Source organism: Spirosoma luteum DSM 19990, from assembly GCF_000374065.1.
GTDB lineage: Bacteria > Bacteroidota > Bacteroidia > Cytophagales > Spirosomataceae > Spirosoma > Spirosoma luteum.
In genome coordinates this window covers 31,185-53,661 of sequence record NZ_KB893269.1, presented here as the reverse complement: position 1 = coordinate 53,661, position 22,477 = coordinate 31,185, and the positions used below count along the sequence as shown (strand labels likewise).

Here is a 22,477-nt window from a genome sequence, read left to right as displayed (position 1 = left end):
GGTTCGGGTGGCGGGTCAAAATTAGAAGATTCTGACTCGTTTTGAAAATATTCTGACAAATGGATGGTAATCCGGGTCGACATAGGCCTGAATAAGGTGGTTTTACGCTGCTTACCCGTTTACGGATTAGGGGTTCACTCATGTGAACCTGCGTTGGTATCGGACAATTTTCAACCCCCGAATGCTCATGAAAAAAACAAGCCTTTTATCCGTTGCGGCCCTGTTGGTCCTGGGTTTCCTTAGTTTGTCATTCAAACACGCTCCGAAAGCCATGGTTTCGTTGACGGCCACCCTGAACGGAGCCAGCGAGAAGACAACGCCAACGCCTTCAACCGCTACCGGCACCTTCGATGGTACGTTGAACACGACTACCCGGGTGCTGAGTTATACGGTCACCTATCAGGGCTTTACCCCAACGATGGGCGATTTGCACAAGATAACTAAAGCCGACGGCACGGGGGGTGTCGATGTGGGGTTTAAATCGGTAACCAGCCCCATTATGGGCACGACGACAGCGTTGCCCCAGTCGAAAATAGATAGTATGCTGAACGGTTTTTACTACGTCAATCTCCATTCGGCAGCTTACCCGGCGGGCGAAATTCGGGGGAACATCAAAAAGAAATAAGTATATCCTGAGCGGTGCGTCTGCGTACCGGCGGGTGCAGTCAGCAGCCTGTCTGACAGACAGTTTTGCCGTTACAAGTTATTTTTTTCGACGAAACGGCGTAAAAAGTCACTTTTTAAAAACCGAAACGGTTATATCCGGTTTATCAACTGACACCCGCTATTGTGCTGGTGGCAATTACATTAATCACTATCTGTCATGAAAAAAAGTAGATTACTTTCCGTTGCTGCACTTCTGGCACTGGGTCTGATCGGTTCATCGTGTAGCAAGGAAGACAACCCGGCTACGTTATCAACAACAAATGTAGCCGTGTTAACAGCAACCATAAACGGAGCCAACGAGAAGCCAGCGTCGACCACATCGACAGCGGTGGGTTCTTTTGTCGGAAATCTGAATACGGATACCCGGGTGCTGAGTTATACGGTCACTTATTCCGGGATAACCCCCGTAGCGGGGCACTTACACCGCATTAATGCCGCTAACCTTACAGGGCCCGTCGATATCCCATTCCCATCGCTGACCAGTCCTATTACGGGCACTACGGCGGCTTTGGCTCAGTCGAAAGTGGATAGTATGCTGAACGGTTTTTACTATGCCAACCTGCATACCACAGCCTATCCAGCGGGCGAAATTCGCGGGGATATCAAAAAGAGATAATCCTTCTTTTTGCGCTGGCCGGTTTGACCCGGCCAGCAACAACAAAGGCCAGTCCGATACACCGGACTGGCCTTTGTTGTATTTATCCCCGTTGCATTACCCCACCGTAATGGTTTGCGCCGGAACGTTGGTTGCCGGATTTTTGGGCAGCGTGACCCTTAGTATACCATCGGTATAGGTGGCCGATATACTGTCTGTCAGCACTTTGTTGTTGAGCTGGAACAACCGCTCAAAGGAACGGCTGCTGAACTCCTGGTAGGTAACACGACCCGTTGCGGTTTTATCGGCTTCGGTTGAATTATCAGAACCAGCCGAGTCCACGGCTTCGTACGAAATGGTTAGCATATCGTCTTTGACGGTTAGTTTTACCTTTTCTTTCAGGAGACCGGCCGCGTACAGGGCAATTACGTACTCCGTATCAGTTTCTTCAATATTAACGGGGGGGCGGTAGGCACCCCAGGCGTTATGCCCCTGGCCACCAAACTTACCACGGCCAAATTTTGGCCCGGCCCATGAGCCACCTCGTCCAAATGTTGCCCCGGCCCATGAGCCACAGCCCCCTTTATTACCTGTTTCGAATGCTTGTTTATTGTACATGATTTGTTGTGTTTACTAATTTACGATTTATTGTTTACTGATGTTGATTTAACTGATAGCAATAACCCGGTCAAAACGACCGGTGCTTCTACCAGCATAGTTTCCAGGGTTATCGATGGCTATGCTGTCTGCCCGCTGCCAGTCACCGCGCTCCATCCGCCCAAATGCCCGACCCATCAAACGCGGCCCAACTATCCGGACGAGCAGAAACAGGGCCGTACCAATGAGTAAAAACTTCACTACCAGTGATAGCAGAAACAGGGCCAGTCCGGCCACTACGGCGACACCGGCAATTCTCCAGATGATGTTCATGTTGTTTAAATGGTTATGATTTGCAACTACGCCCGACCTGACCAGAAGTGATTCAGCGCAATAAACGACGGAAACTCAGTTATTTTTTTGTTGCCTTCGCTTCTGTTTCGGGGCGTCAGAATGGATGACGGATGAATGGATTCATTTACTTTAAAAGTAACTAACTTTTTTTCAGTCATCGACAGAACCCCATCGGCAACTCCTGCGTAAGTACTTGTACCATTTTAATTTTTTTTTATACAAAACGAATTTCCAGCACCTTTACCTGTTGATTTACAGCCTGGTAAGCTACATAGCTTACCAAGTCCCACTTTCACTACTAATCACTTAAAACACATGAACAAAACCTCTACCCTCCTGTCATTCGTAGTACTGATTTCCCTGTCGGTCACCCTTCTGAGTTGTAATGACCACCGCGCTTTCCCGGCTAATGCCAAAATTCAGTTAGTATCTACCCTGAGTGGAGCCGCCGAAAAACCTACCTCGGTTAGTTCCGCAGCATCCGGCTCGTTCGTTGGGGTGATTGACCGGTCCACCCGCGTACTGAGCTACACGGTTACTTATACAGGTCTGACTCCCGTGGCGGGCCATCTGCACCGCATCAACGCAGCTAATGGCACGGGACCAGTCGAGATACCGTTTTCAGGGTTGGCCTCGCCTATTATTGGTACCGCCACCCTGGCCACATCGACCCGCGTTGATAGCCTGATCAATGGTTTTTACTACGCCAACCTGCACACGCCGACCTATCCAGCAGGCGAAATCCGGGGTAATGTCCGGGTAAACGGCCCCATTCAACTGAAGGCTACCATGAGCGGAGCCGCTGAGCGACCCACCCCGAATGCATCGACTGCTACGGGTGCCTTTGCCGGGGTTATCGACCCATCGACCCGCGTGCTTAGTTATACCGTGACCTATTCGGGCCTCACGCCGACAATGGGCCACCTGCATCGCATCAATGCGGCTACAGGTGCAGGTCCGGTCGAGATTCCATTTCCAGGGCTGGCCTCGCCCATCATCGGCACCACGACCCTGACGACTGCCGGACGGGTGGATAGTTTGCTCAATGGCTACTACTACGCCAACCTGCACACGACAATGTTTCCGGCGGGCGAAATCCGGGGGGACATCAAGTAAACGAAACGGGTACGGTTCGTTTCGATAAACAAAGCAATCCCTGTCCGTTATGGACAGGGATTGCTTTGTTATTGGGGGCTAGGGGCTATCGGTGCCTGCCTCTTTTTGTTTAGTAGGTTCTACCGCGAATTTTGCTTTCCCATCAACAACTCGCCCGGCCGTTCGTTTATCCATTGATATAAACAGGCCAGCAGTGGCCTTCTGCCAAACAGACTCCCCGGTTCATTATGTCGAAACGAAAGCGTTATCGCTCCGCCGAAAAAACCCTCGGCACGTCTCCCGGTACCCTGACGTACGTAGGAGCGGATATTGAACATGCCATAAAAATCAAGCGTATCGACTATAATGCCACCGACTACCGAATTGATAACAGCAGTAAGCTGAGTGACTGTACATTACCGCTTCCCGAAACCCCCTACATCCACTGGATTGATGTAGATGGTATTCATGAACCAAAAGTACTGGCAGCCCTGGGCCAGCAGTACCACCTGCACGCCCTGTTGCTGGAAGATGTACTCAACACGGAGCAGAAACCCAAAATCGATTTGTACGATGAAACGCCCCAGGGTACAAAAGAGGGCACCCAACCGGGTAGTCAGGTCGTTTTTGTCACCATGAAAATGATTCACCATAGCGTTCAGCACCAGGAAATCGACGTAGAGCACGTCAGTTTTGTACTGGGAACCAACTACCTGATTTCCTTTCAGGAAGAGCGAACCAGCGATATTTTCGGGCCGGTAATCGAACGGATCAAAGCGTCGTCGGGTAAAACCCGGCGCAATGGGCCCGACTACCTGTTGTACGCCCTGATGGACGTTATCATTGACCACTACTTCCTGGTGACGGAACACATTGGTGATAAGATGGAGGAAATAGAAGAGCAGCTGGTGCAGGAACGCGCCAACCAGCAAACGCTGGCAACCCTCTATACGCTGAAGCGTGAACTGGCCTTTATCCGCCGGACCATCTATCCGGTACGGGAAATACTCGGCACGCTGCTCCGCGAAGAATCGGACCTGATCCAGCGGAATACCCTGCCGTACCTGCGCGATCTGGCCGACCATATCAGTCAGGTCATTGAAACCCAGGAGTCGTACCGGGAACTCATTGCGGGCCTGATGGATGTGTATTATTCGATTGTCAATAACCGAATGAACTCGGTCATGAAAACGCTGACCATCATATCGGCCATCTTTATTCCGCTGACCTTCATTGTTGGGGTGTACGGCATGAATTTCGAGTTCATGCCCGAACTCAAAAGCCCGCACGGTTATTACTATACCTGGGGTATCATGGTGGTAATCGCCATCGGCGAAATTATTTACTTTAAACGGCGTGGCTGGATGTAAATTGACTGATGACCGGGCTGGCGTTCCAGTGATGAATGATGAATTATTTTTTTGTAATTATTCACCATTCATCCCCTTTGTTTTTTGACATGATAATGACGAACTCTTCCCTCATAAACCGGCAATGGCTGACCGACTCCCGACAGCTAACCGGACTCCCCGGCGAAAAACAACTGGCTGATGTTGTTTTTTTTGCCATCCGGGGTGAGCACCACGACGGGCACGCTTTCATTGGCGAACTCTACCGAAAAGGGGTCCGGCAGTTTGTAGTGGAGCGCTCGGCCCTAACCGGAGCCCCGGACCGTCCCGACCGGCGGGCCGAACTCAGCCAGTACACCGAAGCCGAATTCCGGGAGGTAGACAGTAGTTTGCACACCCTCCAGTCGCTGGCGGCCGAACACCGGCAGCAGGTGCCCATTCCGGTGATTGGTATTACGGGCAGTAACGGCAAAACGATCGTGAAGGAATGGCTGGCCCAGCTGCTGTCCGATGACTTTATCATTGCCAAAAGCCCCAAAAGTTACAATTCTCAACTGGGCGTCCCCCTGTCGGTACACGAACTGACTCCCCGGCACACGCTGGGCATTTTTGAAGCGGGGATTTCGCAGGCGCAGGAAATGCCCGCCCTGGAACGCATCATACGGCCAACCATTGGCCTGTTTACCACTATTGGTACGGCCCATGATGAAGGCTTCCGAACCCGTAAACAGAAAATTGCGGAGAAACTCCGGCTGTTTACCCACTCGGATAGCCTCATTTACTGCATCGATTATACCGACATCGACGAAGAAGTGAACCTGCTCCTAAAGGCCGTTAACCCCCACATCCGGTGCGTTACCTGGTCCATGCAGGGAAACAAGGCAACGTATCAGGGGCAGCTGGAAGGCAGCGAACTAACCCTGACTGGCCCGGAAGCCGGTTCCATTCGGGTAACCCTCCCCTTCACCGACCCGGCCTCCGTGGAGAACCTGACGCATTGCCTGATCACGATGCTGACGCTACGCCCCGAAACCGTTACGCAGCTACAGCCCCGCCTGAACCGCCTGCGCCCGGTGTCGATGCGGCTGGAACTAAAAGCGGGTATCAACCACTGCGTGCTGATTGACGATTCGTATAATAACGATGTTGCGGGGCTGCAACTGGCTCTCCGCTTTCTGAATCAGCAGACCACCCGAAGCCGACGGGTCGTTTTTTTGTCCGATGTTCTCCAGTCGGGGCAACCGGAACAGGACCTGTACGCGTTGGTGAGTACCCTGATTAGGGAGGCTGACGTAGCTCAGTTCATTGGGATTGGGCCTGTACTGAGCCGACATGCCCACCTTTTTGCTGCCAACAGCCTGTTTTATGCTACGACCGATGCCTTACTGACTCAATTCCCGTTTCATACAGTACAAAACAGTGCGGTGCTGGTGAAAGGAGCACGGTCCTTCTCATTCGAGCGGATCAGCAACCGACTGGCGGAAAAGGTACACGGCACGGTGCTCGACATCAACCTCGATGCCCTGACCCATAACCTGAACAGCTACCGGGAAAAGGTCGGCTCCGGCATCAAGATCATGGTGATGGTGAAGGCATTTGCCTACGGAAGTGGCAGTACGGAAGTAGCCCAACTGCTGCAGTACCACCGCGTCGACTACCTGGCGGTTGCCTATGCCGACGAAGGGGTAACCCTCCGAAAGAATGGTATCAACCTACCCATAATGGTGATGAATCCCGCACCCGAAACCTTTTCCGCCCTGCTATCGTATCGCCTGGAGCCGGAGATTTATAGTAGGCGGGTGCTGACGGAGTGGGGTGAATTTCTGCGGAATCAGATGCCTGCTACCGACGATACCAGCCCCCGCGCCATCCACCTGAAAATAGATACGGGCATGCACCGGCTCGGTTTTCTGGAATCCGAACTACCCGGGGTGGCCGCTTACCTGAATACCCACCCCACGCTGCACGTAGCGTCGGTATTCAGTCACCTGGCTGGTTCGGACGATGCCCGGTTCAATGCATTTTCGCAGCAGCAGTACGATACGTTCCTGCGGAGTTCGACCGTACTGGAATCGGCTTTAGGGTATCGGCCTACCCGGCATATCCTGAATTCGGCGGGTATTATGCGATTTCCGGATTACACCCTTGACATGGTTCGGCTGGGCATTGGTCTCTACGGGGTCGAAGCCAGCGGGCTGAACCCCTCGGTGCTGCACACGGTCGGTACGCTGCGAACGGTTATCAGCCAGATTAAAACGGTGAAGGCGGGTGAGTCCGTGGGCTACAGCCGCCGGGGTGTACTCACGCACGATGCCCGCATCGCTACGCTGGCCATTGGCTACGCCGATGGTTACGACCGCCGGTTCGGGAACGGTACGGGTCAGGTACTGATCAACGGAACACGCTGTGAAACCGTGGGTAACGTATGCATGGATATGACGATGGTTGATGTTACGTCGGCGGTGGCTTCGGAAGGGGATGCCGTTATTGTTTTCGGTCCTGAATTACCCATCAGTGAGCTGGCCCGACAAATTGGCACCATTCCGTATGAACTGTTAACCGGCATCAGTGAGCGGGTAAAACGGGTATTTTTCAAAGAAGGTAATTAAGTTGCCTGTCGCGGCTCAACCCAGCGTTAAACGGCAAAAGCTCCAGCCAGGAGCTTTTGCCGTCTTTTCAGTAAGAGAAAATAAAACCAGTACTATCGTATTCGCCCAACCGGTGGCCGCACTAATTGGTTAATCGCTAAATCGCTGTGTACAAAGCTGCTGCACTTTTGCCCGGCTTCGCTTTAGTCTCATTTTGACCGCACTTATCTTAAGGTCATACAGCTGGGCAATTTCATCAATGCTCAGTCCGTCTTCGTATTTCAGCCGCAGGATAGTGCGTTCCTGAGCGGATAAAGTGCCGATAACCTGTTGCATGACCTGATAGGTTTCTTCCCGCAACTGCGTTTCCATGGAGTCTTCGTACGTAGTGCTCTCGTGGCTCTCTTCCAGTTGCGTCGTGGAAAATCGTTTGGCCAGGCGCAGCTGGTCAGCGCAGTAGTTATACGAGATGGAGTAAAGCCAGGTCGAGAAGCTGGACCGTTGCTGAAACCCCTCCAGTTTACCAAATACTTTTATAAAGATATCCTGGGTAAAATCTTCCGCTTTGTCCGAATCCTTTGTCATTTGCAAACATCGGTGGTAGACTTTATTTACATAACGATTGTAGAGTGTTTCAAAGCATTGGGTTGTGTTATGGGGTAGATAGTGACGAATCATTTCTTCGTCTGTCATAGCTGTATCCATATCTGCATGAGGAGTTACAAATTATTTATGGATTGGTAATTACAAATTATTTTGTAATAATACTATACTGTATAGAAATAGTAGCCGCTTATGTCAAATAAATTTATCAGATGGCGTAATCACAGCTTAAACAGGAGATTATATTCCCATAAGGCTGGCAAACGTAGCATTGATTAGCCACAGTAGGTATACGTAGTAACACCTTACCAGACCCGGGGTATTAATTGCTGCTCTTTGCTTTTACTGCTTCTACATTACTCTTTCGGCTTTCCAGTTCCAGAAGGGCTTTCTCCTGTTCGGTTTTATTGGTTTCCGTATCCTTCTGTAGCTGTACCAGTTCTTTGTCGTTGTCCTCCATTCGTTTCAGCAGCCGCTCTTTTTCTTTGGCGTTCTGCTCGATGGCACGCTGAAGTCGCTCGCCGTTGCGAACCAGTTTCTGGCGATTTTTCTGGGCCTCGTCAAAACTCCCCTGCGCCCCTCGTACTTCCTGTTGGTAGAGGGTGCTACCACTAAAGTTTTTGAGTAGTTCTTCAGCGCCGGAATACCCGGTTCCACCCGTTGTTACGTAATTACCACTCCCCAGGTCAAACGCGGCAAAAATGGTAGCCGATGTACGCGATGATTTTACGGTACTGACCAGGTTTATGGGTTCCGATGATATGGATGGTATGCTGGCAGTAGGAACGCGGTAGGTGCCCCGCGAAGCTGATACGCGTCCGTACTTCTGGAGTTGGGTCTCCCAATCTTTTTCAATTTGCTTCCCATCTCCCTGGAGGGTCAGGTATAGCCCCGAAATTTTACCCTTGTCAACCGTACTTTCACCCGCGTAAACGGTTTGAGCGTGACTACAATTGCAGACTGTCAATAAACAGCCGAGTAGTATAAACTGCACATATGGTATCATGGTTACGGTCTGATTTAAAGGTTAACTAACTAGGTATGTAACTCGGTTTACGCTTGAACAAGGTCTGCCTTTTGGGTAATTAACAGGCGCTTGTCCCCGTTCAGCAGGGTGGTGGCAAAAATGTAAATCCCCCCCCCTTCCCGTAAAGATAATTTTTTCCGCAGTTCCGCTACGGACTGCGGAAAGTTTCGGGTAGTCAGGTTGGCTTTCAGGTCGGGAATATGCTTTTTAAGGGTGTTTTTGTCGGGTTTGATTAGTTCGTTAAGTATAAATATTCGACCGGGGAAATCAGGCTTCAGGCTATCACTGGTATACAAATGGCTATTGGGGGCTAGTTTAACCAAACCATATCGAGCGGCTGTTACCCGAAAAGCACCTGCCTTCAGTACGGCGGCATTGGGTTCGTACAGATACGTTCGGGGGTTACCAAAGTCAACGGTTGCGGATAATTCCTCCTGCCAGTGAAACTGTAAATCAACTACCGCATCCGGCAGCAGGTTAACAGTGTTAAATTTAACATCATTCTTGTCAACAACCTGATTCCCAATAACAAATAACAACTCCTTCACTTCTCCCTGTACCGCTATAATATGCACCGTTTCTACCCGGCTGTTAAGCTGTTTCAGGGCTAAATCAATGTCCAGCAGCGGGGAAACCTTCACCATAATTTTACGGGTGTACCGTAGCAACCGATCCAGTTCGCCCGGCTGGGTAATGTCGGGTTCGCAGTCGTCCAGTTTCACTACTTTACCGCCCTGCTCATCGCGCCGGTGCGGATCGAGGTAGAGCCAGTCGGCCTTTTTTTCGGGACTGGCGGCCGTAATCCCGTCGAGCATTCGTAGCCCATCCCCTATCAGGTATTCGGCATTGGTCACGCCCAGCAGCGGCAGGTTATAGCGGGCGTGTTCAACCAGTTCGGGTTGCTGTTCTACGTACACAACGCGGCCCGTACGGCGGGAGAAAGCCAGGGTATCAACCCCCATCCCACCCGTAACATCAACCAGTAATGCGCCCTGCACCAGCGATGCCTTATACCGGGCCGTGCGTTCCGAGGAAGCCTGCTCTATCGATAACGCCGGGGGAAATATCAGTGCATCCGTCGCATACCAGGCCGGCAGTTTATCGCGGGCTTTCTGGCGGGCCAGTACCTGAGCCACCAGTTTCCTGATGTCCGTACCAACGGGATGACTGCGGAGTAGCAATGACCGGACATCGGTAGACAGGTTTTCCCGTATGAATGATTTTTCAGCGTCGGTTAGTGGAATCAATATAAAGTTATTTTAATCTTGTTTTAATCTATTTGTACCTTTGAATGATAGTAGCTGTTTATGATTTCAGGAAATGACAAAAAATCGCCCCTTACATACGCTTAAAATTAAGCAGAAAGTGAAACCCTGAACAGCTTCATACTAGCAGTCTACGTCCTATAACCACAATACCAACACGGTCAATATACTTTTATGCAACTGTTTACCCCTTTTCGTACCCTCCGGGATTATCGCTCTGTTTACTTTCGTCAGGATCTTCCGTCCGGTCTGTCGGTGTTTCTTGTTGCCCTGCCCCTTTGCCTGGGCATTGCCCTGGCATCGGGTGCTCCGTTATTTTCGGGCCTGGTGGCCGGTGTGATCGGCGGCATTGTGGTTGGGTTATTTTCGGGTTCGGAAATCAGCGTGAGCGGCCCCGCTGCCGGTCTGGCCGTAATCGTGGCCGACGCCATTACAAAGGTAGGGTCTTACGAAGCATTTCTGGTAGCCGTTGTGCTGGCGGGCCTGATGCAGTTCATCCTGGGATTGATAAAAGCCGGTCGCTTCAGTGGTTTCTTTCCCGATAGTGTGATTAAAGGGATGCTGGTGGCCATCGGCATCGTTATTATCCTGAAACAAATTCCGCACGCGCTGGGGCGCGATAATGATTACGAAGGCGACTATGAGTTTCAGCAACTGGCCGATGGGGAGAATACGCTGTCTGAACTATACCGGGCGGTGGAAACGGCCAGTCCCGGGGCGGTTGTGATCAGTGTTCTTTCGCTGGGCTTTCTGATTGGCTGGGAGAAACTGACCAGTCGCGATAAACGCCCGCTCATTAAAAACTTCCCGGCGGCTCTGGTGGTAGTGATACTGGGAATAGCACTCAACGAGTATTTCCGGGTGGCGGTACCCGGCTGGTACCTGGGCGATACGGCCCAGCAGCACATGGTGCAGATTCCTATCATTGCGCCGGGAAAAAGCCTCTTTTCCATCTTTGATTTCCCCGATTTCAGCATGTTGGCAAACCCGCAGATTTACGGGATAGCGGCCACCATTGCCCTGGTAGCCAGCCTGGAAACCCTGTTGAACCTCGAAGCATCCGACCGGCTCGACTCGGCCAAACGCGTGTCATCAACCAATCAGGAACTGATCGCTCAGGGCATTGGCAATATGCTGTCGGGGATGATTGGCGGATTGCCCGTTACGTCGGTGGTGGTTCGTACATCGGCTAACGTATATGGGGGAGCGCGCACCCGGGTGTCTGCCATCCTGCACGGTGTACTGCTACTGCTGGCGGTTTTTCTGGGGGGTGCCCTGCTTAACCAGATTCCGCTGTCCTGCCTAGCAGCCGTACTGATTATGGTAGGCTACAAACTGGCTAAACCAGCTATTTTCAAAAAAACGTACCAGGATGGCTGGAACCAGTTCATTCCATTCATAGTAACGGTAGTCGGCATTATTTTCACCGACCTGCTGATCGGTATTGCGGTGGGCACGGTGGTAGGAATAATCTTTGTGCTCTACACTAATTTCCAGACGACCTTTCACCTGACCCGGGAGGGAAAGCAGGTGACCATTGTGTTTGAGAAAGACCTGTACTTCCTGAGCAAGCCGCAGCTGAAAGAAGCATTAGGCTCGCTTAAACCCGGCGATACCGTGTTGATTGATGGCAGTAAAGCCCCGTTCATCGACCACGACATCTATAACATGCTTTACGATTACCAGGAAACGGCAAAGGTGCAGGGCATTACGTACGAACTTCAGGAGGTGCGCCTGAGCCGCCGTAACGGAAAACCTATTGTAAGCAAACAGGCGAGCCAGGTCAATTAAGCCTGTACCTGCCGCAATGGACGGTAAACACTTCCCCAACTGTTCTATTTATATCCGCTACGGCCGCACCCGGTTCGATCATGAGACCGGCTCGATGGCATTTATGAAGCCCCGCCAGGTTATTTTAATTGAGCAACCTTGCCTTCGAGAAGGGTAGTTATTCCTGTTCTTCCACGAGGGTTTCTACCTGCTCAACCCTGCATGAGCAGGTAGAAACGTATATACATTCTGGGGTAAATCCGGGGACTTCCCGGTCGAATTTCCATACCAAAGCCGGTGGACAGACCGCTGCCTTGCCCTCTTGATCTGAATTTTCATCAATTGCCTACCCGTTTTTGCAGGTGCGCCGGGTAACGATCACCCTGTACCGGTATGGCTGAGAAGGCATCATCAATCTGGCTGATGTCTTCGGCAGAAAGCTCGACTGACGATGCCCCAATATTTTCTTCCAGCCGATGCAGTTTTGTGGTACCGGGAATGGGCACAATCCAGGGTTTCTGGGCCAATAGCCAGGCCAGCGCAACCTGCGCTGGGGTAGCCTCCCGTTGCATTGCCAGTTCGCCCAGCAGGTCCACCAGCTTCTGGTTGGCTTTCCGGTTCTCCTCCGAGAAGCGTGGGACCACGTTGCGAAAGTCCGTCTTATCGAACTGCGTGTTTTCGTCAATTTTTCCCGTCAGAAATCCTTTTCCTAACGGGCTGAACGGAACGAAACCAATGCCTAATTCTTCTAAGGTCGGTAGTATTTCTTTTTCCGGCTCCCGCCACCAGAGTGAGTACTCGCTTTGCAGGGCGGCAACCGGCTGTACGGCATGGGCTTTCCGAATCGACGCTACACCCGCTTCGCTCAGGCCGAAGTGGTTTACTTTTCCTTCCTGGATCAGTTCTTTGACCGTTCCGGCCACCTCTTCCATCGGCACGTTGGGGTCAACGCGGTGCTGGTAAAACAGATCGATCCGGTCTGTTCTTAGCCGCTTCAGTGCTTCGTCGGCCACCTGACGAATACGCTCAGGGCGACTGTCCAGCCCTTTGGTGGAGTCTCCCTGCTGAAACCCGAATTTGGTGGCAATCACCACCCGGTCCCGGAAAGGCTGCAGCGCTTCGCCCAACAGCTCTTCGTTGGCAAACGGGCCGTAGGCTTCCGCCGTATCGAAGAAAGTAACGCCTTTATCAAAAGCGGCACGAATTAACCCGATGGCGTTCTGCTTGTCGGTTGCCGGACCATAGCCATAGCTTAACCCCATGCAGCCTAAGCCCAGTGCAGACACGGCCAGGCCGCTGTTTCCTACTATTCTTGTTTCCATTGTCGTATATATTGAGGGGTGCGGCCTTATTTCAGTATGTTAATCGTCCTCAACCATTTCATGACGGCTGTTTCGGCTTCTTTTGCCCTGGCTCCTTCGATAACCAGCAATTGGCCATCCCGTTCCGATCCGCCCCGCATCGTAAAACCGTCCAGTACGTTGCTGTTGGGACATAACTCCTTTACGGTCTGGAACGTACTGCCAATACCATGGCCGCCATTGGTATTAAACTGAATGACGGTTTTACCCTTTAGCGGTCCGCCGTATTGACGCAAAAAGCTTTTTATGGGCGGGGGCAGCTGCATGCCCCAGGTGGGAAAGCCAACGAACACGACGTTGTATTGCCCGATGTTGTCAATTTTTGTCCTCAACGGGGGCAGGAAACCGGTTTCATTTTCCTTCGCTACCTGCTCCACCGTAGCCCGGTAGTTTTCGGGATAGGGTTTTTCTAATTCAAGGGCTACTAATTTCCCGCCTACCTGGCGGTGGATAATTTCTGCAATGGCTTTCGTGTTGTTGGTTCGGGACAAATACACAATCAATACCTTGTTGGGGGCTACGGTAGCCTCATCGGTACCCTGAACGCTCTCCGTTTGCGATGACCAAGCCCCAATCAACAGAAGAAATGCCAGCAGACTGTGCATGATCATTTTCATATTGTTCCAATTTTAACTGGCAACTACCTCAATCGCGTGACAACAAGCCACCTGGTTAATGCTTAATCGCATGGGTGTCCCGTACACTGCTAAATGTCAGGGCTAATAGTTTCCAGTCGTTCCCTGCTTTTTTATAGACCTCAGTCACGGTAAATTCAGTCACGGCGTCATTACCCCGGACCACAGCGGTCAGCGTAATACGACTCCAGATGATGGCGGTGTTGTCAGCAATCTCTACCGCCGTATCGTACACATCCGCTTTCTTGTACCAGATGCTTCCGGTTTTAATGACGTCGAGCTCTTCGGCCTTTTTCCAGGTACCACTCATATGAACAAATTTGGCCTTGTCATCGAAGAGTTGAGCCAGCTTGTCCACATTCTTGTCGGACATCCACTGCCATTTCTGCTTCGAGAGCGTACTGATTTCCTGCTCGGCGTTCGTGCCTGTTTTTGGGGGCTGAGCGAAGGATACCTGCATACCCATCAGTAAGAAACACAGGCCGAGAATTGATGCTTTCATAGAGCGATTGATGTAAAGGGTTAACTACTTATCTGGTTATCTGTACATGCCAACTTTCCGTGTTCACGACGCTTGTAGTGCGGACGGCGTCAACGGGGTTAGTTTTTAACGGGCCTCATCAGCCTGGAGAACGAGAGTTGGCCCATGGTCCATTTGCCGTTTTGGGCCACATATACCTCCGTCACCATAAAGGGATTGGTAACTTCATTTCCGCCCACAACGGCCACCAGGTCAATGTCACTTAACAGGATGGCCGTGTTGCCAATCATATTGACTGTCGTTGAATAAACTTTCGCTTGCTTATACCAGATGTTTCCGCTTTTAATGACCTCCAGTTCCCGGCTCTTGCCCCAACTGCCACCCATGTGGACAAACATCGATTTCTCATCGAACAAGGCAGTTAGCTTATCCACATTCTTATCGGACATCCACTGCCATTTGATTTTGGAGAGCTGTATAATTTCCTGTTCGGCAGTTGTGGGAGTGCCTGCCGAAGAATTTGTTTGAGCAGTGGCCGATAGGATGCCCATGCTAAAGAAACACAGTCCTAGAATGATTGCTTTCATACTGATTTTATCCGTTTATACTGGTTTGTTATATTTCTTATACGCGTGATTTACTCATTAAGCTTTCGTTCCCCCAACCACTTGACCATAGCCGGGTCGCGGTGGTCGAAGAAAAGACTTGCCTTCGTATCCAGCGTTTTGATGGCTTCCATATCGTGGGCACTCAGCTCAAAATCGAGGCTGTTATAATTCTCTTCCATTCGCTCTTTGCGAACGGATTTGGGAATAGCCACGACACCCCGCTGGGTTAGCCAGCGCAGGACAACCTGAGCAATGGACTTAGTGTACTTCGCGCCGATTGATCCCAGTAGTTCGTTATGGAAGATGTCGTTTTTGCCTTCCGCGAAAGGCCCCCACGACTCAATTTGCACCCCATTTTCAATCAGGAATTGCTGTGTCTCAACCTGCTGATGGAACGGATGGGTTTCGATTTGATTGACGGCCGGAACGATCTCGTTGTGAATAATCAGGTCAATGAGCCGGTCGGGATGAAAGTTGCTAACACCAATGGCCCGCACCCGACCTTCTTTGTATAGCTCCTGCATGGCGCGCCAGGAGCCGTATACATCCCCATAGGGCTGATGAATCAGGTACAGGTCCAGGTAATCAAGCCCAAGCTTTTTCAGGGATAGGTCAAACGCTTTTTTAGTGCCCTCGTACCCGTTGGACTGAATCCAGAGTTTGGTGGTGATAAATAGGTCTTCTCTTGATACATTACTCTTTTTGATGGCCTGTCCCACGGCTTCTTCGTTGCCATAGGAAGCTGCCGTATCAATTAAGCGATAACCGGTTGCGATGGCATCCAGCACGCTTCGTTCACATTCGGCCGGATCAGGCACCTGAAATACTCCAAAACCAAGGATGGGCATTTCGACCCCGTTGTTCAAAATGACTTGTTGCATAGGTATGTTACGTTGACAGAACAAAGGTCCCCCCATTTCTTCGCCCGAATGGTATACAGATTACGGATAGTACAACCATTATTACTGATTGCGGTTTACGCACCAGGTAACGTATCAGGAAAGCGCTAATTTTGAAGTAGATAAACCACTGTGCTATGGATATCCTGCGCCGATTTGAGACCATAAACGATTACAACGTCTTTAATAACAACGAAACACGCCACCCGCTGGTGAGTGTGGTGGACTTGTCGAAGGCAGACCCCAGACAGGGTTCCCGAATGTATTTCGGCTTTTACACCATCTTCCTTAAAGATGTCAAGTGCGGTGATCTGGTGTATGGTCGGCATACCTATGATTACCAGGAAGGAACCCTGGTTTTTCTGGCACCCGGCCAGGTGGCGGGCATGAACAGCAACAGCGAGACGTATCAGCCCAAAGGCTATGCGCTGATCTTTCACCCCGATCTAATCCATGGAACAGCCCTGGGGCGGCATATTCAGGACTACACCTTCTTTGGCTACCAATCCAATGAAGCCCTGCATCTGTCCAATCGGGAAAGGCAGCTGGTTCTGGACTGCTTTGCTAAAATCGACTACGAACTGGAGCATGCCATTGACAAGCACAGCAAGCGGTTGATTGTATCCAACATTGAACTGTTTCTGAACTACTGCGTCCGTTTTTACGAGCGCCAGTTCATCACCCGTGATAATGCCCACAAAGGCATACTAGAACGGTTTGAGCAGTTGCTAAATGCCTATTACCAGACTGATAAGCCGCAACTGATGGGCTTGCCTTCGGTAGGCTATTGTGCGGGTGAACTAAATCTGTCGGCCAATTATTTTGGCGACCTGGTAAAGAAAGAAACGGGCCAGTCGGCTCAGGAATACATTCAGGCGAAGGTGATGGATGTGGCCAAAGAGCGGATGTTTGACCACAGCAAATCGGTTAGCCAGGTTGCCTATGAACTAGGCTTCAAGTACCCCCAGCATTTCATGCGGTTATTCAAACAGCGGGTCGGACAATCGCCCAACGAATACCGTCGGACTGCTGATGCGAATGCTTCCTAACGATTTAAAAGACTGAACTGCACTTCCCTCAATGCAACGAGCCGGAACCGATTAGATCGGTTCCGGCTCGTTGCATTGAATCAATAAGCCCTCAAATCCGCTTTTCCGGGTCTGTCTTAAACGGCTGATTGTACTGCCGTTTGCCTGTGTTTTTATACAAGGCATTGGCTACTGCGCCAAATACCGGGGGGAAAGGTGGCTCGCCTAAGCCGGTCGGGTCGATGTCGTTTTCGACAAAGTAGACCTCAATCTGTTTGGGAGCCTCATTATGCCGAATCAGGCGGTAGTTGTGGAAGTTGCTTTGCTCGGCAGCGCCGTTTTTGTGCGTCAAAGCCCCATAGAAGGCATTGCCAATCCCGTCGACCACCGCTCCCTGCACCATATTTTTGGCCGATTCGGGGTTTACTACGATACCACAGTCCATGGCACTGAATACCCGCTCCACATACGGCTGACCATCCCGCGTCACCATATCGACCACGTGTGCCGCGTAAGAGTTATGACAGAAATAAGCAGCTACGCCCCGATGATACTTCTCATTGCCTGACGTAGCGACGCCCGCCTTCTTCCAGTTCGATTTGTCCCGTACCAACGTCAGTACACCTGCATACCGGTCGGCATCGTATTCGTTGTTCTTACCGACCGGATTCTCTTTGGCCCGTTTTAAAAGCTCCAGCCTGAACTCAATGGGGTCTTTGCCCATGGCCTCGGCCACTTCATCCAGGAAGGATTGCTCGGCGGCTGCGTTGAAGTTGGAACGCGGGGCCCGGAAGGCACCAACGGTTATGTTGGAGGGAATCTCCCAGCCTTCGGCCAGGTAGTTCTCAATCGCTCCGGCCGGAAACCGATTGGCATGGATGGGATGCTCCGGTATACCACCCCCTTTCACATGGAAGGCTATCAGGTTTTTATTGGCATCTAGAGCTGCGCGATACGTAGCCGTGTACATCGGCCGGTAGATGCCATAGGTCATGTCATCTTCGCGAGTGTAGATGAGTTTGATAGGCGCTTTAACTTTTTTGGATATCAGAGCCGCTTCATAGACATATTGACCGTAGGCCCGACGCCCAAAACCCCCACCCATCCGGGTCATTTGAATCTCAATCTTATCGGCAGGCAGGTTTAATAGTTTCGACAGAGTAGGTTCAACCCAGCCCGGAGCCTGCAACGGGCCTGCCAACACGGCTTTTTCGTCGGTAACATGCGCGAAGAAGTTCATTGGCTCCATGCAGTTATGAGCCAGAAATGGAGCATTATAGGTACGTTCGATAACCTGAGCCGCGTTTTTAAACGCCGTCTCGGGGTCGCCGTCTTTCCGTAGTTGCTGCGCCGGTTTATTGGCCCACTCCGCCATTTTTTCAAGCTGGGCAGTAGTACTTTCAAGCCCGCCCGGAACGGTAACCTCTTTTTTGCCACGCCTACCGCCCATAGTATCTTTGGTATCACCCGCAGCCTCCCACTGGACCTTCAGCTTTTTGCGGGCATTCATCACCTCCCAGGTAGTTTTGCCCACCACGACAAGCAACTCGTTAAAAGTGCGGGTATCAAAACCGCCCTGCTCAAAACCGTCTTCATACAATTTCAGGCTGAAGACCTCTTTGATGCCCGGCATTTTGAGCGTTTGTGACGCATCGAACGATTTAAGTTTCATCCCGAAGGCTGGCGGGTGCTGTATCATGGCGATGAGCATGCCGTCAGCCCGATAATCCAGCCCGAACATCGGTTTGCCGGTAACGACTTTTAAGCCCTCGACATTTTTCGTCGGTTTTCTTACAATCGTAAAATCCTTGGGGGCTTTAAGTTTACTATCCTTAGGTACGGGAATTTTGGCGGCTTTCGAGGCCAATTCGCCGTACTTAGCCACTTTCATTGTTTTTTCGTGGATGAGCAACCCTCCTTTTGTTGTAACTTCTTCGACCGGCACACTCCACGTTTGAGCTGCGGCTTCGCGGAGCATTTGTCGGGCGGCTGCCCCGGCCTCCCGAAGGGGTTTCCAGTACATTCTGACCGAATTACTGCCACCCGTAAACTGCGGCCCTAATTTCGTGTTGTCGTGCGGCCCCATTTCGACCACTACTGCCTTCCAGTCTACTTCTAACTCCTCGGCAATAATCATGGGCAGCGACGTCATGACGTTCTGACCAAATTCGGGGTTAGGGCAAAGAATTTTAACGACGTTATCGGGCGTGATTTTGATATAGGCTGTCAGTTCTGACCATTGATCGGGCAGATTCAGTTCCTGTAGTTTGTCGACCGCTTTCGCCTTAGAAAACCAGCTTAAACTAAGCATCAAACCACCTCCTGCCAGCGCAGACGATTTGAGGAAAGAGCGTCTACTACTATATGAAGTTTTAGTTGTTTTCATGTCTTAAGTTATTTAGGTTCATTGGGTGGTTGTTATGTGGTCATTGATAGTCATTAGCTGTTTTTGCAATTAACGACTATCAATGACTACTTAATGACAATAAATGACCAATTAATGACTATTTTACAGCGGCTGATTTGATGGCTTCTTTGATGCGCAGGTACGTACCACAGCGGCAAATGTTGCCACTCATGGCGGCATCAATATCGCTGTCGGTGGGCTTTGGGTTGGTATTTAGCAACGAAGCCGCGCTCATCATTTGACCCGACTGACAATAGCCGCATTGGGCTACGTCGTGTTCCAGCCACGCCTTCTGGACGGGGTGATCGCCCTTGGCCGATAAGCCTTCAATGGTAGTAATTGCCTGCTTTCCGACAACCGACACCGGCAACTGGCAGGAGCGAACCGCCGTTCCGTCCAGATGAACGGTGCAGGCTCCGCACTGGGCGATGCCACAGCCGTACTTGGTGCCGGGCATATTCAGATGATCGCGTAATACCCAAAGCATGGGCGTCGATGAATCGACGTTTACCTGCCTGATTTTTCCGTTGATTTTTAGATTGTACGTAGCCACGTTTCTGGGGGTTATGTCGGAGAAGCCTAAGCCTACAGATTGCAGGTAAAGGCGGTTGTTACAAAGGTCTTATATACGACTGAAATGAATGGTATACAGATTACTGATTTTTCTACCAATATTCCTGATTATGACTTCCCAATTGTGCTATCCGGAAAGGAAATCGTTGACCGGAGCAAAACCGTTAACGAGATTGCTTATTGGCTGGTGCTCAGCCAGTCACAGCACTCTATTGGAATGCCGAAACGACCGGTTGTTTAAACAGCGCGCAGGACAGTCGCCCCACATTGACCGGGAACAAAATTACGGAGTGAATCGGGCAGTATCTGTTCCGCTCCTATATTGACTACCTTTAGATGGTACGAATTGACTAGTACACGTGAATAACAAACTATGAAAAGACTTCTTTATTTCTCGCTGACGCTGTTACTGGCAGTTGCCTGTCAGCGAGCGTCCATGCCGACCACAAACCGCGTTGTCATCACGGGCATTGACGCAACGAAAAAGCCTGGCGATGATTTTTTCAAATACGCCAACGGCATCTGGACTGACACCGCCCGCATACCAGCCAGTCAGGCGGGCGTGGGGGCGTATTCCTTTATGAACTACCCCCAGCGCATCCGGCTGCAGGGTATCCTGGACAGCGTTTCGGCCGGGCAATTTCCGGCCGGGAGCCTCGAACAAAAAGTGGGCGATTTTTACGCGTCGGGCATGGACATAGCGGCCAACAACAAACGGGGATATGACCCCATCAAACCCCTGCTCACCCGTATCGATGCCGTAAACGATGTTTCTTCGTTGCTGAAGTTAGTGGCCGATGAGCAGAAAGCCGGTAACCGGTCCATCATTGGGTTTTACGTAGGGCCCGATAACCGGCGAAGTTCGGTCAATATTGCGCAGTTTGCACAAACCGGCATCGGCTTGCCAGAGCGGGATTATTACATGAAGACCGATTCGTCGACGGTTGGTATTCAACGAGGGTACCGGAACTACCTCACCCGCCTGTTCCAACTGGCCGGAACCGACGCAGCTACGGCAGGGAAAAATGCGACCCTTACCTATGATATTGAGAAACAACTGGCTACGGCCCACAAAACGAATATCGAACGCCGGGAAGTAAAGGCGAACTACAACAAAATGGCGGTGGCTGATATGGCGAAAAAACAGCCTGACTTGCGCTGGACAACCCTGTTAACCGACCTGGGGGTACGGGCTGACTCCGTCAATGTGGCCCAACCGGGGTATTACGACAAACTGAATACGCTGTTGACCGCCATTCCCATCGATGACTGGAAAGTTTATCTGAAAGCCCATGCCCTGACCAACTACGCCACGTACCTGAGCCAGCCGTTTGTGGATGCGAATTTTGCGTACACCAAACTCTTGACCGGACAGGCGGTAAAGAAAACCCGGGCCGAAGACATGACGCAGGCGGTCGATGGTTCGCTGGGCGAAGCACTAGCGCAGTTATACGTGAAAAAGTACTTCCCGGAGGAGGCCAAGAGACGAATGGCAGTGCTGGTCGGTAACCTCAAAAAAGCCTTCGAAGCCCGCATCAACAAACTGGACTGGATGAGCGATTCGACCAAGACCCGGGCGAAAGACAAACTGTATGCCTTCACCGAGAAAATCGGGTATCCGGACAAATGGCGCGATTACTCAAAGGTGGACGTGAAGCGGGACGCCTATTTTGAAAACCGGTTGTCGGCGGCTAAGAATGAGTACGACTACAGCCTGGCTAACGTAGGGCAGCCCGTCGACCGGACGGAATGGCACACGACCCCGCCCACGGTAACGGCCTATAACAATCCACCCCTCAACGAAATCGTTTTTCCAGCAGGCATCCTGCAACCGCCTTATTTCGACGTGAATGCCGACGATGCGCTGAACTATGGCGGTATCGGCATGGTGATTGGCCACGAAATAACCCACTCCTTCGACGATCAGGGTGCCCAATATGACAAAGTCGGCAACGTAACCAACTGGTGGACCAAAGCGGACTACGCCAAATTCAAAGCGAGAACCCAACAGGTGATTGACCAGTATAACCAATTTACGGTGCTGGATTCCGTACACGTGAAAGGGGCCTTGACCGTGGGCGAAAATACCGCCGACATTGCCGGGGTGGCCATTGCCTACGATGCCTTTAAACTGACCGAGCAGGGGAAGAGTACGACGAAATTGGATGGCTTCACGCCCGAGCAGCGGTTCTTTATCTCGATTGCCCGAATCTGGCGCGTAAAAACCACGGATGCGTTTATGGGAACGTATGTAAACACCAATCCACACTCACCAGCCAGGTGGCGCGTAAACGGCCCGCTCATGAACTTCACGCCTTTTTACAACGCCTTCGGTGTGCAGCCGGGCAATAAAATGTACAAGCCCGAAAAGGACCGGATAGTAGTTTGGTGAAGATTGAGACTTAGCCAATGTTCAAAACGTTGTTTAAGCTGGCAACGAACTAATTGAAACGCACTTGATACAAAAATGGGAACCTCGACGGCGGGCCGTACGGGTGGTTCCCATTTTTGTATAATAGTTACCCAGAAATTCGCTTCTTTAAATTAGGCTGGAAAAGTAACGGACAGGTATTGCT

21 protein-coding genes are annotated in these 22,477 nt (G+C 51.1%); 9 read left to right on the top strand and 12 right to left on the bottom strand.

What is annotated here, in order from left to right:
- The first annotated feature begins 187 nt into the window (after nt 1–187).
- Nucleotides 188–625: a CHRD domain-containing protein gene (locus B156_RS0119600; RefSeq protein WP_018621479.1), complete on the top strand. Its 438-nt coding sequence runs from the start codon at nt 188–190 to the stop codon at nt 623–625.
- 198 nt (nt 626–823) lie between these two features.
- On the top strand, nt 824–1,282 hold the full coding sequence (locus B156_RS0119595) for a CHRD domain-containing protein (protein WP_018621478.1): 459 nt from the start codon (nt 824–826) through the stop codon (nt 1,280–1,282).
- Between the two features lie 96 nt (nt 1,283–1,378).
- Here B156_RS0119595 and B156_RS0119590 read toward each other — a convergent pair whose 3' ends face one another.
- Entirely contained in the window at nt 1,379–1,879 is a 501-nt protein-coding gene (locus tag B156_RS0119590) for an Hsp20/alpha crystallin family protein (RefSeq protein ID WP_018621477.1), read from the bottom strand.
- 48 nt (nt 1,880–1,927) lie between these two features.
- The gene (locus B156_RS0119585; RefSeq protein WP_018621476.1) at nt 1,928–2,191 is read right to left on the bottom strand and encodes a hypothetical protein; all 264 of its coding nucleotides are present in this window, start codon (nt 2,189–2,191) and stop codon (nt 1,928–1,930) included.
- Between the two features lie 336 nt (nt 2,192–2,527).
- On the opposite strand from B156_RS0119585, the gene B156_RS32495 reads away from it, so the two are divergent.
- The 3 genes from B156_RS32495 to B156_RS0119570 all read left to right on the top strand — a co-directional run bounded on the left by B156_RS32495 (nt 2,528) and on the right by B156_RS0119570 (nt 7,265).
- Nucleotides 2,528–3,328, top strand: a complete 801-nt coding sequence (locus B156_RS32495; protein WP_018621475.1) for a CHRD domain-containing protein — start codon at nt 2,528–2,530, stop codon at nt 3,326–3,328.
- A gap of 227 nt (nt 3,329–3,555) precedes the next feature.
- Nucleotides 3,556–4,677, top strand: coding sequence for a magnesium/cobalt transporter CorA (gene corA / locus B156_RS0119575; RefSeq protein ID WP_018621474.1), 1,122 nt, complete (start codon nt 3,556–3,558; stop codon nt 4,675–4,677).
- A gap of 89 nt (nt 4,678–4,766) precedes the next feature.
- A complete protein-coding gene (locus B156_RS0119570; protein ID WP_026260932.1) occupies nt 4,767–7,265 on the top strand; it encodes a bifunctional UDP-N-acetylmuramoyl-tripeptide:D-alanyl-D-alanine ligase/alanine racemase in 2,499 nt (832 codons plus the stop codon).
- A gap of 129 nt (nt 7,266–7,394) precedes the next feature.
- On the opposite strand, the gene B156_RS29490 is transcribed toward B156_RS0119570, so the two are convergent.
- The 3 genes from B156_RS29490 to B156_RS0119555 all read right to left on the bottom strand — a co-directional run bounded on the left by B156_RS29490 (nt 7,395) and on the right by B156_RS0119555 (nt 10,121).
- Entirely contained in the window at nt 7,395–7,949 is a 555-nt protein-coding gene (locus B156_RS29490) for an RNA polymerase sigma factor (protein ID WP_026260931.1), read from the bottom strand.
- 220 nt (nt 7,950–8,169) lie between these two features.
- Nucleotides 8,170–8,853 carry a coiled-coil domain-containing protein gene (locus B156_RS0119560; RefSeq protein ID WP_018621471.1) on the bottom strand — a complete coding sequence of 228 codons (684 nt, stop codon included), beginning with the start codon at nt 8,851–8,853 and terminating at the stop codon, nt 8,170–8,172.
- 47 nt (nt 8,854–8,900) lie between these two features.
- The gene (locus B156_RS0119555) at nt 8,901–10,121 is read right to left on the bottom strand and encodes a THUMP-like domain-containing protein (protein WP_018621470.1); all 1,221 of its coding nucleotides are present in this window, start codon (nt 10,119–10,121) and stop codon (nt 8,901–8,903) included.
- A 192-nt stretch (nt 10,122–10,313) separates the two neighbouring features.
- On the opposite strand from B156_RS0119555, the gene B156_RS0119550 reads away from it, so the two are divergent.
- Nucleotides 10,314–11,930 carry a SulP family inorganic anion transporter gene (locus tag B156_RS0119550; RefSeq protein ID WP_018621469.1) on the top strand — a complete coding sequence of 539 codons (1,617 nt, stop codon included), beginning with the start codon at nt 10,314–10,316 and terminating at the stop codon, nt 11,928–11,930.
- 317 nt (nt 11,931–12,247) lie between these two features.
- Here B156_RS0119550 and B156_RS0119545 read toward each other — a convergent pair whose 3' ends face one another.
- The 5 genes from B156_RS0119545 to B156_RS0119525 form a co-directional block, all read right to left on the bottom strand.
- Nucleotides 12,248–13,231 carry an aldo/keto reductase gene (locus tag B156_RS0119545; RefSeq protein ID WP_018621468.1) on the bottom strand — a complete coding sequence of 328 codons (984 nt, stop codon included), beginning with the start codon at nt 13,229–13,231 and terminating at the stop codon, nt 12,248–12,250.
- Between the two features lie 26 nt (nt 13,232–13,257).
- Nucleotides 13,258–13,887 carry a flavodoxin gene (locus B156_RS0119540; RefSeq protein WP_018621467.1) on the bottom strand — a complete coding sequence of 210 codons (630 nt, stop codon included), beginning with the start codon at nt 13,885–13,887 and terminating at the stop codon, nt 13,258–13,260.
- Between the two features lie 55 nt (nt 13,888–13,942).
- The gene (locus B156_RS0119535; protein WP_018621466.1) at nt 13,943–14,407 is read right to left on the bottom strand and encodes a nuclear transport factor 2 family protein; all 465 of its coding nucleotides are present in this window, start codon (nt 14,405–14,407) and stop codon (nt 13,943–13,945) included.
- A 98-nt stretch (nt 14,408–14,505) separates the two neighbouring features.
- Nucleotides 14,506–14,973 carry a nuclear transport factor 2 family protein gene (locus tag B156_RS0119530; protein WP_018621465.1) on the bottom strand — a complete coding sequence of 156 codons (468 nt, stop codon included), beginning with the start codon at nt 14,971–14,973 and terminating at the stop codon, nt 14,506–14,508.
- A 50-nt stretch (nt 14,974–15,023) separates the two neighbouring features.
- Nucleotides 15,024–15,875 (bottom strand): aldo/keto reductase, encoded by an 852-nt coding sequence (locus tag B156_RS0119525; RefSeq protein WP_018621464.1) that lies wholly within the window; start codon nt 15,873–15,875, stop codon nt 15,024–15,026.
- A 155-nt stretch (nt 15,876–16,030) separates the two neighbouring features.
- On the opposite strand from B156_RS0119525, the gene B156_RS0119520 reads away from it, so the two are divergent.
- Nucleotides 16,031–16,942, top strand: a complete 912-nt coding sequence (locus tag B156_RS0119520) for a helix-turn-helix domain-containing protein (RefSeq protein WP_018621463.1) — start codon at nt 16,031–16,033, stop codon at nt 16,940–16,942.
- 91 nt (nt 16,943–17,033) lie between these two features.
- Here B156_RS0119520 and B156_RS0119515 read toward each other — a convergent pair whose 3' ends face one another.
- Complete coding sequence (locus B156_RS0119515) at nt 17,034–19,307, bottom strand: xanthine dehydrogenase family protein molybdopterin-binding subunit (protein WP_026260929.1); 2,274 nt, start codon at nt 19,305–19,307, stop codon at nt 17,034–17,036.
- 118 nt (nt 19,308–19,425) lie between these two features.
- On the bottom strand, nt 19,426–19,881 hold the full coding sequence (locus tag B156_RS0119510; protein WP_018621461.1) for a (2Fe-2S)-binding protein: 456 nt from the start codon (nt 19,879–19,881) through the stop codon (nt 19,426–19,428).
- 84 nt (nt 19,882–19,965) lie between these two features.
- Between B156_RS0119510 and B156_RS31475 the strand changes: the two genes are divergently transcribed.
- Nucleotides 19,966–20,142, top strand: a complete 177-nt coding sequence (locus B156_RS31475; RefSeq protein WP_018621460.1) for a hypothetical protein — start codon at nt 19,966–19,968, stop codon at nt 20,140–20,142.
- Nucleotides 20,143–20,274: 132 nt separating this feature from the next.
- Complete coding sequence (locus B156_RS0119500) at nt 20,275–22,293, top strand: M13 family metallopeptidase (protein ID WP_018621459.1); 2,019 nt, start codon at nt 20,275–20,277, stop codon at nt 22,291–22,293.
- Nucleotides 22,294–22,477 lie beyond the last annotated feature (184 nt).